General features: G+C 58.9%; 17 protein-coding genes. 4 read left to right on the plus strand and 13 right to left on the minus strand.

From position 1 onward, the window contains the following. Positions 1 to 400: ABC transporter permease subunit (locus RYZ18_RS14035; RefSeq protein ID WP_317657491.1), on the plus strand; the 400-nt coding region annotated here is incomplete at its 5' end. Beyond that, the gene (locus RYZ18_RS14040; RefSeq protein ID WP_317657492.1) at positions 397 to 1032 is read left to right on the plus strand and encodes an ATP-binding cassette domain-containing protein; all 636 of its coding nucleotides are present in this window, start codon (positions 397 to 399) and stop codon (positions 1030 to 1032) included. The genes RYZ18_RS14035 and RYZ18_RS14040, both read left to right, overlap by 4 nt. Before the next feature lie 242 nt (positions 1033 to 1274). Here the strand turns inward: RYZ18_RS14040 and RYZ18_RS14045 are convergent, their stop codons facing one another. The 3 genes from RYZ18_RS14045 to RYZ18_RS14055 are packed head-to-tail and all read right to left on the minus strand — an operon-like array spanning position 1275 to position 3836. Then, positions 1275 to 2204: a YiiX/YebB-like N1pC/P60 family cysteine hydrolase gene (locus RYZ18_RS14045; RefSeq protein ID WP_317657493.1), complete on the minus strand. Its 930-nt coding sequence runs from the start codon at positions 2202 to 2204 to the stop codon at positions 1275 to 1277. Positions 2205 to 2258: 54 nt separating this feature from the next. Beyond that, entirely contained in the window at positions 2259 to 3245 is a 987-nt protein-coding gene (locus RYZ18_RS14050) for a YeeE/YedE thiosulfate transporter family protein (RefSeq protein ID WP_317657494.1), read from the minus strand. A 39-nt stretch (positions 3246 to 3284) separates the two neighbouring features. Further along, a complete protein-coding gene (locus tag RYZ18_RS14055) occupies positions 3285 to 3836 on the minus strand; it encodes a cytochrome P460 family protein (protein ID WP_317657495.1) in 552 nt (183 codons plus the stop codon). A 70-nt stretch (positions 3837 to 3906) separates the two neighbouring features. Here RYZ18_RS14055 and RYZ18_RS14060 point away from each other — a divergent pair, with 70 nt between their 5' ends. Next, positions 3907 to 4332 (plus strand): hypothetical protein, encoded by a 426-nt coding sequence (locus RYZ18_RS14060; protein ID WP_317657496.1) that lies wholly within the window; start codon positions 3907 to 3909, stop codon positions 4330 to 4332. Further along, positions 4322 to 4993, plus strand: a complete 672-nt coding sequence (locus RYZ18_RS14065) for a hypothetical protein (RefSeq protein WP_317657497.1) — start codon at positions 4322 to 4324, stop codon at positions 4991 to 4993. The genes RYZ18_RS14060 and RYZ18_RS14065 overlap by 11 nt, the downstream gene beginning before the upstream one ends. Before the next feature lie 52 nt (positions 4994 to 5045). Here RYZ18_RS14065 and RYZ18_RS14070 read toward each other — a convergent pair whose 3' ends face one another. The 10 genes from RYZ18_RS14070 to RYZ18_RS14115 all read right to left on the minus strand — a co-directional run bounded on the left by RYZ18_RS14070 (position 5046) and on the right by RYZ18_RS14115 (position 13297). Beyond that, positions 5046 to 6656 carry a glutamate synthase-related protein gene (locus RYZ18_RS14070; protein WP_317657498.1) on the minus strand — a complete coding sequence of 537 codons (1611 nt, stop codon included), beginning with the start codon at positions 6654 to 6656 and terminating at the stop codon, positions 5046 to 5048. A gap of 161 nt (positions 6657 to 6817) precedes the next feature. Next, positions 6818 to 7153, minus strand: coding sequence for a glutaredoxin (locus tag RYZ18_RS14075; RefSeq protein WP_317657499.1), 336 nt, complete (start codon positions 7151 to 7153; stop codon positions 6818 to 6820). 13 nt (positions 7154 to 7166) lie between these two features. Further along, on the minus strand, positions 7167 to 7907 hold the full coding sequence (locus RYZ18_RS14080) for an NAD(P)H-hydrate epimerase (RefSeq protein ID WP_317657500.1): 741 nt from the start codon (positions 7905 to 7907) through the stop codon (positions 7167 to 7169). A gap of 3 nt (positions 7908 to 7910) precedes the next feature. Next, positions 7911 to 9026: a patatin-like phospholipase family protein gene (locus tag RYZ18_RS14085; protein WP_317657501.1), complete on the minus strand. Its 1116-nt coding sequence runs from the start codon at positions 9024 to 9026 to the stop codon at positions 7911 to 7913. Positions 9027 to 9059: 33 nt separating this feature from the next. After that, complete coding sequence (locus RYZ18_RS14090; RefSeq protein ID WP_317657502.1) at positions 9060 to 9842, minus strand: 3-hydroxybutyrate dehydrogenase; 783 nt, start codon at positions 9840 to 9842, stop codon at positions 9060 to 9062. Continuing rightward, positions 9839 to 10603, minus strand: coding sequence for an acetoacetate decarboxylase (locus RYZ18_RS14095; RefSeq protein WP_317657503.1), 765 nt, complete (start codon positions 10601 to 10603; stop codon positions 9839 to 9841). Before RYZ18_RS14095 ends, RYZ18_RS14090 begins: the two co-directional genes overlap by 4 nt. Then, positions 10600 to 11826 carry an alpha/beta fold hydrolase gene (locus tag RYZ18_RS14100; protein WP_317657504.1) on the minus strand — a complete coding sequence of 409 codons (1227 nt, stop codon included), beginning with the start codon at positions 11824 to 11826 and terminating at the stop codon, positions 10600 to 10602. Before RYZ18_RS14100 ends, RYZ18_RS14095 begins: the two co-directional genes overlap by 4 nt. A gap of 55 nt (positions 11827 to 11881) precedes the next feature. Beyond that, on the minus strand, positions 11882 to 12313 hold the full coding sequence (locus RYZ18_RS14105; protein ID WP_317657505.1) for a DUF6789 family protein: 432 nt from the start codon (positions 12311 to 12313) through the stop codon (positions 11882 to 11884). 22 nt (positions 12314 to 12335) lie between these two features. Continuing rightward, the gene (locus tag RYZ18_RS14110) at positions 12336 to 12689 is read right to left on the minus strand and encodes a zf-HC2 domain-containing protein (protein ID WP_317657506.1); all 354 of its coding nucleotides are present in this window, start codon (positions 12687 to 12689) and stop codon (positions 12336 to 12338) included. After that, positions 12686 to 13297 carry an RNA polymerase sigma factor gene (locus tag RYZ18_RS14115; RefSeq protein ID WP_317657507.1) on the minus strand — a complete coding sequence of 204 codons (612 nt, stop codon included), beginning with the start codon at positions 13295 to 13297 and terminating at the stop codon, positions 12686 to 12688. The genes RYZ18_RS14110 and RYZ18_RS14115 overlap by 4 nt, the downstream gene beginning before the upstream one ends. Positions 13298 to 14066: the final 769 nt, after the last annotated feature.

Genomic DNA, 14066 nt, shown 5'->3' on the forward strand with positions numbered 1-14066 from the left:
GCTCTTCGTGTTTCCCTATGTGCTGATCGCATTGTCGGATCCCTGGCGCGCGCTCGATCCGCGGCTCGTGCGCGCAGCGGCGTCGCTGGGTGCAGGGCCCTGGCGGCGGCTCTTCACCGTCAAGCTGCCGGTGCTGCTGACGCCGATCATGACAGCCGCGGCTATCGGTGTAGCCGTATCGGTTGCGCAATACCTGCCGACGCTTTTCATGGGCGCGGGCCGTATCTCCACGCTGACGACCGAAGCGGTGACGCTATCCTCGTCCTCGGACCGACGCGTCACCGGCGTTTACGCCACTTTGCAGGCGGCACTGCCCTTTGCCGCCTATGCCGCGGCTTTCGCGATCCCGGCACTACTGCATCGCAACCGGCGCGAGCTGCAACCGGGGGGCACGACATGACTTTGGACTTGAGCTGCGTCACGGTCGCGCCAAGGGGGGCGGTGGCACTCTTTCCGCCGGTCACGCTGACAGCACGCCCGGGTGAGGTCGTCACGGTGATGGGGCCGTCGGGAATTGGAAAGTCCACCCTACTCGATGCGGTCGCCGGGCACCTCCCGCATGGCTTCACCCTGTCGGGGAACATCACGCTCGACGGCGTCGACCTGACACGGCTGGCGCCCGAGGCGCGGCATGTCGGACTGATGTTCCAGGATGCCGTGCTGTTCCCGCACCTTTCGGTTGGCGACAACCTGGCCTTCGGACTGAACCGCGCCGTTCGCGGGCGCGATGCGCGCCGGGCGGCAGTCGAAGAGGCATTGATGCGCGCGGGGCTCGGGGGCCTTTACGACCGTGACCCCGCGACGCTATCGGGCGGGCAACGCTCTCGCGCGGCGCTGATGCGCACGCTCCTGGCGGAGCCGCGCGCGCTGTTGCTCGACGAACCCTTCTCAAAGCTCGACGCTGCGTTGCGCGACGATCTTCGCGTTTTCACCTTTGCGCACGTCCGAAACAAAGCCATCCCCGCCCTCCTGGTGACTCACGACCCAGCCGATGCCGAGGCTGCGGGTGGCCCTGTCATCAACCTCACGTAGCCGGAGACACCGTCATGCCCGGAACAACGCGAACAGATATCATGATTGCCGTCAGCGTAATCGCTCTTTCCGTGGTGGCGACGCTGGCAGGCCCGACCGCGGCCCTCGGGGCGCATCCGTGGTGGGCAACGCAGACCGGCATCATCGGCGGCACCGTCGGCGCAGCGCTCTGGTTCGGTCTCAACCGGGCCGGAGTATCGACAACAAGACAGGTGATGCTTGCCGCGCTGGCGCTTCTGGCGTCAGCGGCGGCCGCACGTGTCGGCAAGCAGGTCTTCGTCGGCTCCTTCGCCGAGAACGCCCTCGCCGGACGTTTCTGGTACTTCGGCTGGTTCGGAATTGCGGGTTCCGCCGCTTTCTTCCTCGGCGCCGTTTCTCGCGTCCTGATCCGGCGGTAAGGCCCAGGTCAATCTGCGATGATCGAACCCGCCCGCGATATGCGGCTTCACGATCTCGAAGTACGGTGACAGGTCGAAATCCCGCGGGGCGAAAAGCGAATGGTGCCGGATATGCAGGATCTCGGCCCGCGCCTGTCGCGACCCCTTGCGGGTCTTCACCTTGGTCACATCGGGCAGGATTGGGTAGCGCACCGACTGGAAAGCGCGCGCGATCAGCGATGAACAGATCGCCCGTGTGGGATCGCCCGACCCGAAGGCAATCATCCGTCGCCGCCAGCGCACCGGGACGGGCGGTGTCGGAACGAAATACCGCAGAAGATCGAAGATGTTCCGAAGATCGTATTTCAACCCGATCCGCCGGATCATGAAGGCCGTGACCTCGGCACGCTCCTCTTCAGTCAGCCCCACCGGGCGGCAGATGCGCGTGTTGTAGCTGGCGTATTTCGACAAGGGGACTGAGACGCAGCCTTCGCCAAGGTTGACCTCGACAAGATGATGCCGCTCGGACCCGTCGGCGGGATCGGGAAGGTGGCTGCCCACATACATGGCCGCGTGCGACCAGGTGGATTGCGTCAGATACTTGATCGCGGTGGAAATGCGCTCGCCACCTTCGACAAGGAGGACGTCGCCAGGGCGGAGGATCCGGCAGAGCGTCGGGAAATCCGAGGGCGTGTAGGGCTTGTAGCCCGAACAGGGGCTGTTCAGCTTCGACGCGAGCCTGTGTCCGATGCGGTCCAGCATCCCGTCCAGCCAGTTCGTGTTCTGCCGCGCCATTATTCTGCGCCTTTCATGTGTCTTTGTGAACAGGACTCGTGACACGGCACCGCGTTACAGCCCGGTTCGGCAGATATCGCTTTCGCAGCGGATCGTCGGTATGCGTGCACCCAAGGCCCGCATAACGGCCAGCGCCATCCAGATGCCGACGACGATGCCGAGCCACGATGGCAGGGCATGGGGCGACAGCGATGGGATGCTGAAGAGGATCAAACCGTCATTGCCACCGGGTATCATGGCCGCGCCAGCGCCCATCAGACTGCCGGCCCCGAGCCGTCGCAGTCCCGAGCGCAGGCGCACGGGACGCAAGCGAAAGCTGCCGCGCAGCATTGCGGAAGCCACCATGGCGAGCACCGCCGCGCCGGACACGACCCAAAGCGTCACGGGATGCGCGCAAGGAGCGATTTCAGCGGCACCGGACGTGCAGATCGCGGTCGAAGTGAAGGACCAGGGACGCTCCATGAGGAGCAGGCCGGAATTCGCAAGCGCCACCAGAAAAACGCCGAGCGACAGGGGCCAGGCCCCCTTTGCCAGTACTCCACTGCCCCGGCGCAGGAACACACGGACAAGCCGCCCGCCCTCCCAGACGATCCAGGCCAGTCCGGGCAAGAACAGCCAGGATGGCAACGACGTCGCGGACGCATTCACATCGGGAATCGACACAAGACCCTTGGCGGCACTCAACCCCATCCCCCATCCGACGAGGGTCAGCAGCATGACGCCATGGCCCTCGGCGAGCCGCGCCAGTGTGGAAAAGCTGCAGGCTCCGTTCAGACCGGCACCAACGCCGAACAGGATCCCGCCGAGTGCACCGGTCAAGAGTAGCGGTCGGGCCGAAAGGCTTGCCTCCGCTCCCGCAAGCGCTGCGACCGATAGCAAACCCATCGTCCAAAGCGAAGCCTTCAGAAAGGACCACAGGACATGGGCTTGTCCTGTGGTCATAATCTCCGCCACCGCCTTCACGGTGCAGAGACCGGCCCTGTGCGCCGAGGCTCCGAGCAGCACGCCCATCAGGGCAGGCAGGGCGAGGTCGGGGAACATCGGAGCCTCGACGCGGGCTGGATCACCTTTGCCTTGGGGTCAGTTTGCGATCAGGTGATCCGAGGTGAAGACCATGTCGTCGGCTGCCCCCTGGTGGCAGGCGATGCAGCCTTCATCCATTCCCTTGGCGACGCGGCCGGCCAGCGCCATGCCCATCGGGTTCTCCGCGATCGAACCATCGGGGTTGTAGCGCGCCCAGAACCAGTCGAGGTTTTCGCGGTCGTAGCCGTCCTCGCGGCGGAACATCACGGTATAGGCGCCGAGATGCCCGTCGGGGTTCGCCAGCACTTCGTCGACCGAGACGCCCTCGGGGCCGAAGTTGCGTTTCACGATCAGGTCCCCGGTGTGGTCGCCGATGGTGCCGACCGAATAGAAGGTCTCGAGCATCATGCCATGCGGCTCGGTTCCCATGTACGGGAAGGACCGGATCATGTTCGGGCCAGCCAAGCGTTCAGCCTCCATCAGTTCCCAAAGCAACTCGGCATAGGCGATGTCTTCTTCGGTCCCGAAGGCCATATCGCCGTCCTGCGCGAGGGTTGGCCCCGCTGCGATGGCGAGGCTTGCGACGGCGGCGGAAATGAATGTTCTCATGAGGAGTCCTCCCTTTGTTGACGAGGTGTGGACTCGGCCGGACGCAGGACGTTACAGCCTGGGTGATCACATGGACGTGACCCTCACGGCGGCATCACCTCTGCGAGATATCGCTGCTTTTCTGTTTACCGAACGGCACGCGGAGAGAAAGCTGACCTCGGAGGATCTTGATATGAAGGCCATATATCTGGCGCTGATCGGCCTTGCTCCCGCATTTGTTCTGTCGGGCGGTGCCAGCGCTGCTTGCGTGGAAAACGGCACGGACGAGCCTCTCTACTTCACCATCGAATCCCGGATCGACGAGGCGCGGATAGGGGCGATGCTCGAGCCGGGATCGGAACTCTGTCTGCCGAAAGCGTCCTCGGCCGTCTTTACCGCCTTCGCCTCAGAGACCAGCCTCGAAGGATGTCCGCGACTGTCCGGCCCCAACGGCCGCGATCGGCTCGTGCATTTCCTGCCGACCGACAGTTGCCGCTGGGCCTCGCATGGGGAATGATACCGGGCCCCTGTCACTGCGAGCACGTTGCGGTGCCGTCTGCCGGATCGCGCTGAGGCTTTGCGCCGTTCTTCTCATCGCCTATGGCATCCATCTTCTGATGGGCTGGGTCACGGGTCTGGCGCTTTTCGAGGATGACCGCCTCCGCATCGGAATGCTCGTTGCCTTCCTCCTGGCCTATGCACTTCTGATCGCAGTTCCTTTCGTTCCGGGCGTCGAGATTGGCCTGTCGCTCATGGTCATGGAGGGGCCATGGATCGCGCCGCTCATCTACATGTCGACCGTCGCCGGACTCGCGATCGCCTATGGCGTTGGTGAATGGATTCCCTATCCGAGGCTGCACCGCATCTTCGAGGACCTGCGCCTGATGAAGGCTTGCCGACTGCTGGAAGCCGTCGAACCAATGTCGCGCGTCGAGCGTCTGGAGGCGCTTCGGTCCCAGGCGCCGACATGGTTGCGTCCGGTCGCGACACGCTACCGTTACCTGCTACTCGCAATCCTTGTGAATTTCCCGGGCAACGCCGTTCTGGGGGGCGGCGGAGGAATCCTCTTTAGTGCTGGTGTCAGTCACCTGTTCCCTCCGAAACCGACAATCCTGACCATACTCTTCGCAGTGGCGCCTGTGCCTCTAGTTGTATTTCTTTTTCACATCAATCTGTGAGAGGTGTTTTGCCGAGCGAATGATAATTCGCCGAGAATGAGAGGGGTATAGGTCATCGCCTCATCCCACAATAGTCAACGCCCGATAGATCCGACATGTCCTTACTCCAAGTCGTGAGGTCGTCTGTATTGAACTTCGAAAGATGATCGTGCCCGCAGGCGCGGGCCATCAACTGCATAAGCTCAACCGACGCCTCAAAGAAATTGGCCAACTGCCGAGCAGACTTCTCGATAATCAGTCGACTGACGAGATGCGGTTTTTGTGTGGCAATTCCTACCGGGCAATTGTTGGTATGGCAGGCTCTCATTGCAATACACCCAATCGCCTGCATGGCAGCATTGGAAACCGCAATGGCATCTGCCCCCAAGGCTAGTGCTTTCACAAAATCGGCTGGCGTTCGCAGACCGCCAGTGATCACCAACGTCACATCCGGAGCCACCCGATCGAGATGATGCCTGGCACGCGCCAATGCCGGAATGGTGGGAACACTGATATTGTCACGGAAAATCACCGGTGCGGCCCCAGTTCCGCCCCCTCGGCCATCCAGAATTATGTAATCGACACCAACCTCCAGAGCTGCGTCGATGTCCTTTTCAATATGCTGAGCAGATAGTTTATAGCCAATTGGAATGCCTCCGGTGCGCTCGCGCACTTCATCAGCGAAATCTCGGATTTGCTGAGGCGAGGTCCAATCCGGGAACCTTGAAGGGGATATTGCATCATGACCCGCAGGAATGCCCCGCACCTCGGCAATTTTTCCCTGATTTTTATGGCCGGGCAAATGCCCGCCGGTGCCGGTTTTCGCGCCTTGCCCCCCCTTGAAGTGAAACGCTTGCACTTTGGCCAACCTATCCCAGCCAAATCCAAAGCGAGCAGAGGCCAACTCGTAAAAATATCGACTATTGGCGTCTTGTTCCTCTGGGAGCATTCCCCCTTCGCCCGAGCAGATGCCCGTTCCCGCCATTTCGGCCCCCTGCGCCAAGGCAATCTTGGCAGGCTCCGACAGCGCCCCGAACGACATATCGGACACGAAAAGAGGAATTTCCAACCGTAGAGGTTTCTTCGCCTTGGGGCCGATCACAACATCGGTTCCGACCTCATCCTCATCCAGAAGTGGCGCGCGGAAAAGCTGTGCGGTGAGTAACTGTAAGTCGTCCCACTTGGGTAATTGATCTCGCGGGACACCCATGCTCTCGACCACGCCATGATGGCCCGTTTTGGAAAGACCGCTGCGCGCGTATCGCTGAATCAATCCGTTGTTTGGCTCTTCCGCCGTTCCATGGCTGGTATCGGCATAAAGGCCCAGATAGGCCTTTCTATTAAAAGGCTGCGGGTTTTTCTCGGCCCAGGAAAATATTTCCTCTTCGTCTACAAAGACTTGACCATCTTCCAACCATGAGCGGAATTTTGGCAGCTTTTCTTCATTGGCATATTCCGAAACACCTGTATCAAGCCGGTAATCCCAGTCATGCAGTCCACAAATTAAATTTTTCCCGCGCACATAACCGTCCGCCATAAGCGCGCCGCGGTGAAGGCAGCGACCATAAAATACCGACACCTCATCGTCGAAGCGAACAACCACGAGATCAACCTCACCAATAAGCGCATACTGTGGCTCTCGGTCGGGAAGCTCATTCAAATTTACGATCGCAACTTTTCTCATCGTACTATCCTGACGTATTGTTTTTGTTTAGGGAACTTCCCGAACTTCTTACCAATAGTGCGATGTGCAGCTTTGCCATTTTGAGTTTTCGCGGGCCGCACTTCGCACCCTGCACTTGATGGCGAAGACCCAATCAGCGCTTGAGTGAGGTCGACCCACCGTCAATCAACTTGGTTTCCCCGCCCGCCTATTGCGCGAATGATGCGGCGACCGAAGCGCTCGCCCAACCCGGATTTTACCGTCAATGGCCGGTGTTGTCGCTCTGCCGCCGCAAGCTTTTGAAAGTAAACGGTCAAATCATCGAAGCCACCAATGTGCTGCCCTTCCAGAAAGATCTGCGGAACCGTGCGAAACCCCGGAACCCGTGCCTTGATCTCGCCCCAGTGAGAGCGCTGGGTGATATCTCGCTCAACATAGGGAATATTCCGTTTGACCAGAAGTTGTTTGGCCGCAACGCAATAGGGACAGCCAGGTTTAGTGAAAACTTCAGCTTGCATCTTGAAGCTCCTTTCAATTGGGAAGGCGCACGATATCCGCGACCGAAAATGCCGGGACCATGCGCGGGGTCGACAAACGTTCATAAAGACCGGGCGGCACTGAAATATCGGCCAGATATAGCTCTCCGACCGAGGGGCGCTGCGCCTCAGCCTGAAGGCCCTTTTTCGGCAGAGCCAATGTCAGCGTCGCCGCCGCATTAAGGCTGACGTCCGAGAGCCTCCCTGTCTGACTGTCAAAGCCAGACGGCACGTCGAGCGACAGCACAGGCGTGGCCGTTTCATTGGCCCAGTGTATCAAATCGAGGGCGCGGCCCCGGGGCGCCCCCCGCAAAGAATATCCGATCAGCCCGTCCAGGATCAGATCCGATTGCCCCTGCGGCTGCTCCGAAGGCTTGAGACCCATCTTTTGCAGAATGCCCATCTGAAGGCCCGGAACAGGGGTCAAAGCTTCGACGGGGCCAGAGAGCACAACACTCACCTTCGCCCCCCAGCCGGCCAGACGCCGCGCCGCCGTCAAGGCTCCGCCGCCGTTTCCACCCGCTCCGGCCAGAACCGTCACCCTGCGGCCGTCGGAATTACCCCCGAAAAACCGATCCCGTGCCAGTATTGCGAGCGACCGACCCGCATTTTCCATCATCTGGGGCAGAGTGATGCCATAACTCCCTGTCATCAACAGATCTACCTCTGCCATGCCCTGGGCATCTATTTCTGGCCATCCACCTGAAATTGGAAATCCATACGCATCCGTTGTCATGATCTACCCCTGATGTTCTGGGCCGATGCCCTGAAACATTGAACGAATATCGACCGTTCCTTTCTCTCCGACTGCCGTCCAATTCTGCGTGAGCCACGCGCGGGATGTCTCGCGGCCAAGATCGCGCAGATGCGTTAGAAAGGCCCATTCCGCATTCAACTTGGATGATGCGCCGAGCGGCTGAAGAGCAGCTTGATTTTCGATGATGTGAATGCGGGAACGGCGATAGGCCTTCGGATCTAGTTTTCCTTCGTCAATCAGGCGCGCCACAAAATCGATCGAGCGCAGTTCCTTCAGGAGCGAAGCGTTGAAGGTGATCTCGTTCAGGCGGTTCTGAATGTCGTGGGCACTCCTCGGCACACCTTTGCGCTCAATCGGGTTGATCTGAACAACCACCGTATCCGCCGAGTCGCTTTCGGTGTGAAATGGAAACAGGGCGGGATTGCCCATGAAACCGCCATCCCAGTAAGGAACCCCGTCGATCATCACCGCCTTGTAAAGATGCGGCAGGCAGGCCGAGGCCATCACCATGTCGGCGGTCAGCGTGTGGCTGTCAAACACCTTGACCCGTCCGGTTTCCACATTGGTGGCCGAGATGAACANCACCATGTCGGCGGTCAGCGTGTGGCTGTCAAACACCTTGACCCGTCCGGTTTCCACATTGGTGGCCGAGATGAACAGCCTAATCGCATTGCAATGACGCACGCAGTCGAAGTCGATGCATTCCTCAACCAGATCGCGCAGCGGGTTAAGGTCGAGCGGGTTCAGCTGATAGGGCGAGAACATGCGTGTCATCATGTCCATCCACTGATAGCCGGGTGATCGTTCCAAGCTCCAGTAGCCCATCATCACGTCGATGGGTGCGCGGCGGATGGGCGAGTGGCGCGCGGCCTCGCTGATCGATCGCCAAAAGGTTTCAAGCTTTTCACGCGCAGCCTCTGGACCACCGGCTGTGTAACCGTCAGCCAAGGCAACCGCGTTCATCGCGCCCGCCGAAGTGCCCGATATGGCAGCGATCTCCAGCCTGCCATCTTCCAGGAGATGGTCCAATACCCCCCACGTAAAGGCACCATGCGCGCCCCCACCTTGCAGGGCAAGATTGATCCGTTTTTTTGTCATCTGCCGTCTCCCTGTTTTTTTCCCGCCTATGGCTCAGTGTGCTGTCCAACCACCGTCCACCGGCAGCGCCGTTCCGGTAATCGAAGCCGCGCCTTCAGTCGTCAGGAACACCGCAAGTGCCGCCATCTCCTCGACGGTGGCAAATTTCTTTGTGGGCTGCGCGGCCAAGAGCACGTCGCGGATCACCTGCTCTTCGGTCATCCCGCGTGCCCTGGCGGTATCGGGAATCTGGCTCTCGACCAGAGGTGTCCAAACGTAGCCCGGACAGATCGCATTGACGGTGATGCCATGCTCGGCCACTTCAAGCGCAATCGTCTTGGTTAGCCCCACAATCCCGTGCTTGGCCGCCACATAGGCCGACTTGAACGGCGAAGCCACCAGCCCGTGCGCCGAGGCAATGTTGATGATCCGGCCCCACCCGGCCTTCTTCATACCTGGGACTGCCGCCTTGATCGCATAGAACGCGGCAGACAGGTTCAAATTGATGATCGCCTGCCACTTCTCGTCGGGGAAGTCATCAACCGGCGAGACGAACTGAATACCGGCGTTATTCACCAGCACGTCCACGCTGCCAAACCGTTCCTCGGCGCCAGCCATCAGGGCGCGCACTCCTGCGGGTTCCATAAGATTTGCTCGGTCATATCGAGCCTTGACCCCGAAATCGGCCTCAATGGCGCGACGGATCGGGTCGACTTGCTCCTCGGGTTCAATACCGTTCAGAACAACGTTCATACCCGTCGCGGCTAGTCCGCGCGCGATCCCAAGGCCAATTCCGCTGGACGATCCTGTGATAACAGCAGTTCTATTGATGCTCATTTGGCATCTCCTGTCGGTGAAAGGTAATCGTGGAGCACGCGACCGTAGGGCAGCGTCAAGTCAGCCTTGAAGTGACGACCTTCGATTACCCGGTGCACCGGAAGATCGGCCACCGGCGCATTGATGTGCGGCACAAGGCTCAGGCGGGCTGGACCCGAAAAATGAAAGTGCATGCGGATGTCGGTCAAATTGTAGGCGACCAGCTCGGCGATACGTGTGCCTCCGGTGACACAAGGGATGATCTTCAGATTGACCGAAGTCTTGCGTAGGTGTGCCCCGCGTTTCGAGGGATCTGGTGCCATTCGATCCTCATACTTATAGGTCATCGTGCCCATGGCTACCCGCTCGCCACCATAAACGAGTGTGCCGGTCAATGTATCCGCGCGGACATCAAGTCTCGGTTCGCCCCACCGCTTCGGAAAGCCCCAGATCTCGCGCCCGGCGCTGATCGGAGGTTCATCGTTCAGGAACATCATCGCGGTGTAGTTGACCGGCTCGCCCTGAAAGACGCAGGGAATGACCACGCCGGATTCGTGATAAGAACCGAACCCGGAACTGTCAGGCATTGCGATCCACTCGTAATGCACTTGCCCCGACCCATCTGGTTCAAGAGGCTCAGGCACCATGGCGCGGATCGCCTCGGGATCGGTTGCATAGGTAATGATCATGTATTCCCGGTTCAGGAATCGATAGGGGCCTCGCGGGTAGCTTGGGTTCGCTGGCGGCATCGCCGAGAGTGCACGCACGGTGTCTGGTGTCATTTTTTGGTTTCCAGTTCTGTTCGGATCAGAGCTTGTCCGTGTAAGGTCTTGTGGACGGGGCATTTGTCGGCAATGGCCAGCAAAGCGGCACGCTGCTCGTCGCTTAAGGCACCCTCCAGCCGGATGATCCGCCGGAACACGTCGACCTTGGGTTGCGTCGTGTCGCAGGTGTTGCAATCTTCGGAATGGCACCTGTCATGCGTCACATCACAGGAGACATGGGCAAGCGGAATGTCCTTGCGGCGCGCATAAAGCCGTATGGTCATTGTCGTGCAGGCCCCAAGCCCCGCCGCCAGAAGCTGATAGGGGCTTGGCCCCAGATCGGTTCCTCCCATCGCGATGGGTTCATCGGCAATCAGCTGATGGCGGCCAGCAATGACGATGTCTTGGCGGAACCCGGATGCCTCAGCCTCGGCCACGCGTACTACACCCTCCGGAGCGTTTGGACGCATTTCTTCGATTGGCAAGGACAAATACCGCCGCGACCATGAGGCAATGACCTCGGCTGCGTATTCGGCGTCTTCTTCGCGGCTCACCAGATGATCGGCATCATCCAGTGAGACAAAGCTTTTGGGATGTTTCGCCGCGCCAAAAATATGGCCAGCATTTTCTATGCCCACAACGGAATCGCGCGGAGCATGCATGACGAGAAGCGCCGCTTTGAGCTGCGGGATAGCGGCACCGAGCGAGGCTTCGGTGATATCGTCCAGAAAGCTCTTGCGGATCTCGAAGCTGCGCCCCGCGAGCATCACCTGCGCAGCCCCGCGCGCCTTGATCTCCTCCAGCTTGCCGCCGAAATTGTGGGCCACATGAGCCGGGTCAGCGGGCGCACCAATCGTGACGACAGCACGCAGTCCTGAAATTTCGGGGGCAACCTTGAGAACAGCTGCGCCGCCGAGCGAATGGCCGATCAACAACTGAACAGGCATGTCGCGCTCTTGCAGGAACATCGCAGCATGTTTGAGGTCGGCTACATTGGAACTGAAATTTGTGTTCGAAAACTCACCGCCGGAATGTCCAAGACCGGTGAAATCGAACCGCAGGACGGCGATGCCCAAAGCCGCCAATCGACCGGAAATCCGCCGCGCTGCCGCGATGTCCTTCGAACAGGTGAAGCAATGCGCGAGGATTGCCGCCGCCCGAACCGACACGCTGGGTTTATCCAACCGTGCCGCCAACATATCGCCGGAATGCCCCGGAAACTCTACTCGTTCTGAAATCATCGGAAGCTCCTTTTCCAGAGCACGGGCATGGCTATGCACCATGCCCGGCTAGACCTCAGGCAAGCGCGGGCTTGGATTGCATCTGGTAGACCGCACCCAGCACCGCCCCGAAAATGATGTGCAGCACCAGCGTCATCATCGGCGCCATGATCCCGAACGCCATTCCAAAGAATCCAGCGCCTGCCATCGGCATCACCATGATCATCATTCCCAGCCAGGCAGCGATACCGAACAACACACCTTTCAGCACCGCCCCCGATCCGGGGATCATGCCGTAGAGGAGTGCGAACCCGCCTCCCCAGGCAATCGTGCCAATCATGAAATGTCCAAGCCATCCCATGGCGGCGGGGGCACCCATCATCGCGCTGAGCATATGGATGACATCGAGCTCAGGCATGACGCCCATCATCGACTTGGCGACCATCATCGCCGACAAAACGATAGTCGCAGCAAACCCGGCGGCGAGGCCGGCTCTGATATTGCTCATTTTTCTAATCCTTTCCGGGGCGTTATGAACCCGATTGCTTCTCTTCGTGAAGCTGCGAAAGGATGGCAGAGAGGCGCTGATCGTCGCCTTGAATGTCCGCAGGCTCGGTCTCCAATGCGGAATTCGTCAGATCACGGGTCGTGCGCATCTGGCGAACAAAGGCATCGCAACCTTTGCACATCGCCAGATGAAGGCGCATCTGAAGCAGATCGAACAGTCCAAGTTCCCCGTCTATCAGGGCGCTTGCACGTTCAGATACCTCCTTGCAGCTCAACATCGTGACGACTCCTTTTTCAAGCTTCACATCAGAAAGACCTGTGAAGCGGAAACTTGTTACACGATTCTGCAAAAATAAATTTTGCGTCAGGTGCTTCAACCATTTTCGGCTAGAATTTCGTCCAATGCTTTGCGAACAGCAAGCCGGGCGCGGTGCAAGAGCACCCGCATGTTCCCTTCGCTGATATCGAGGATGCGACATACCTCGGCGGCGTCCATCTCCTGCTGCCCGCGTAAGATCAGAACAGTTCTCTGCGCAGGAGGCAGGCCTTCAATCGCCTCTGCAACATGCGCCAACATATTTTTGCCCTCTACGATCCGGTCGGGAGTAACCGTCTCCCACAGTTCTGGCAGATCCTTCCACCTACCCCGTCCGTCGAATGCGGCGGCAAGGCCGTCATCTTCCCCCTCCCCTTCAAACGAAATCGATCGACCGTCGCGTTTTGCGCGGGTTCGCGCCTTGTTCATTAGGATCGCGTAAATCCATCCGGCCAAGGAGGATCGACCTTCGAACCCTTCGATTCCTTTGAGCACCGCCACCCAGGTGTCTTGCACGACTTCTTCGGCTGTCGCACGATTCCGAACGAGGCCGGTGCAGACGCGGATCATCGCTGGATTATGCTTTCGATAAACGCCCTCGAACGCGGCACGATCACCCGCTGCAAGCTGTCCAACCAGGACATTTTCGTCGACCACGCCCAACTTCATACTATCCCTCACTTTTTGGCATTTTCAGAACAAATGTTCTGAATGTCTAGCAAAGAATTGCAACAAGTTAGCTACGGGTTTGAAACCTTTAAATCTTGGGCTTGCCGATGAACTCACAAGGTAGTGAACCCATGAAATGTAACACCCTGTGGAGGGGACAGACTTAACTAGCGTCGGTCGGCGCCTGAAGGCTTGGCACTCCCACTTCCGTGTTGATCGACACGAAACCTACACTGCAGCTATGGGACACGGCTGAAGCCGCTAATTTCGTAGTTCAGTGCTTCGAGAACCGCAGAAACGATAAATGCGGCACCTGAGCATTTTTCACCCTCCGCAGATAATTTATCTTTAACGGTAAATCAGACAAGATATCGTAGCCGAGACACCTCATATTATCGAAAAAGGTAAGGCAAAAAGATGATCCCAACATCTATTCTCGACTACGTTGAACGTCGTCGAATTCGGGTTGGGGCCAGCCATCGCGGTTCATTACCAACGATTACGGCTTTTCGAAGGATGCGACTCGCCAAACGTTGACATGGCGTTGACATGAGATGCGCTTATAATTCCCCATCATTTCTGTCAGGACCTAAGCGTTTGATATTGTTTGTGATTTTGGTTGCGGGGGTAGGATTTGAACCTACGACCTTCAGGTTATGAGCCGAAAATCCAATGATTTCAATAAGTTATAAAATTCAAAGACTTAAGCCCTAAGGCTTTGATCTTACTCGTTTTTCTTCGCCACGCTCAACAACACTTAGCCACACCC

The sequence above is a fragment of the Roseovarius sp. 10 genome, assembly GCF_033100315.1.
Taxonomy (GTDB): Bacteria; Pseudomonadota; Alphaproteobacteria; order Rhodobacterales; family Rhodobacteraceae; genus M30B80.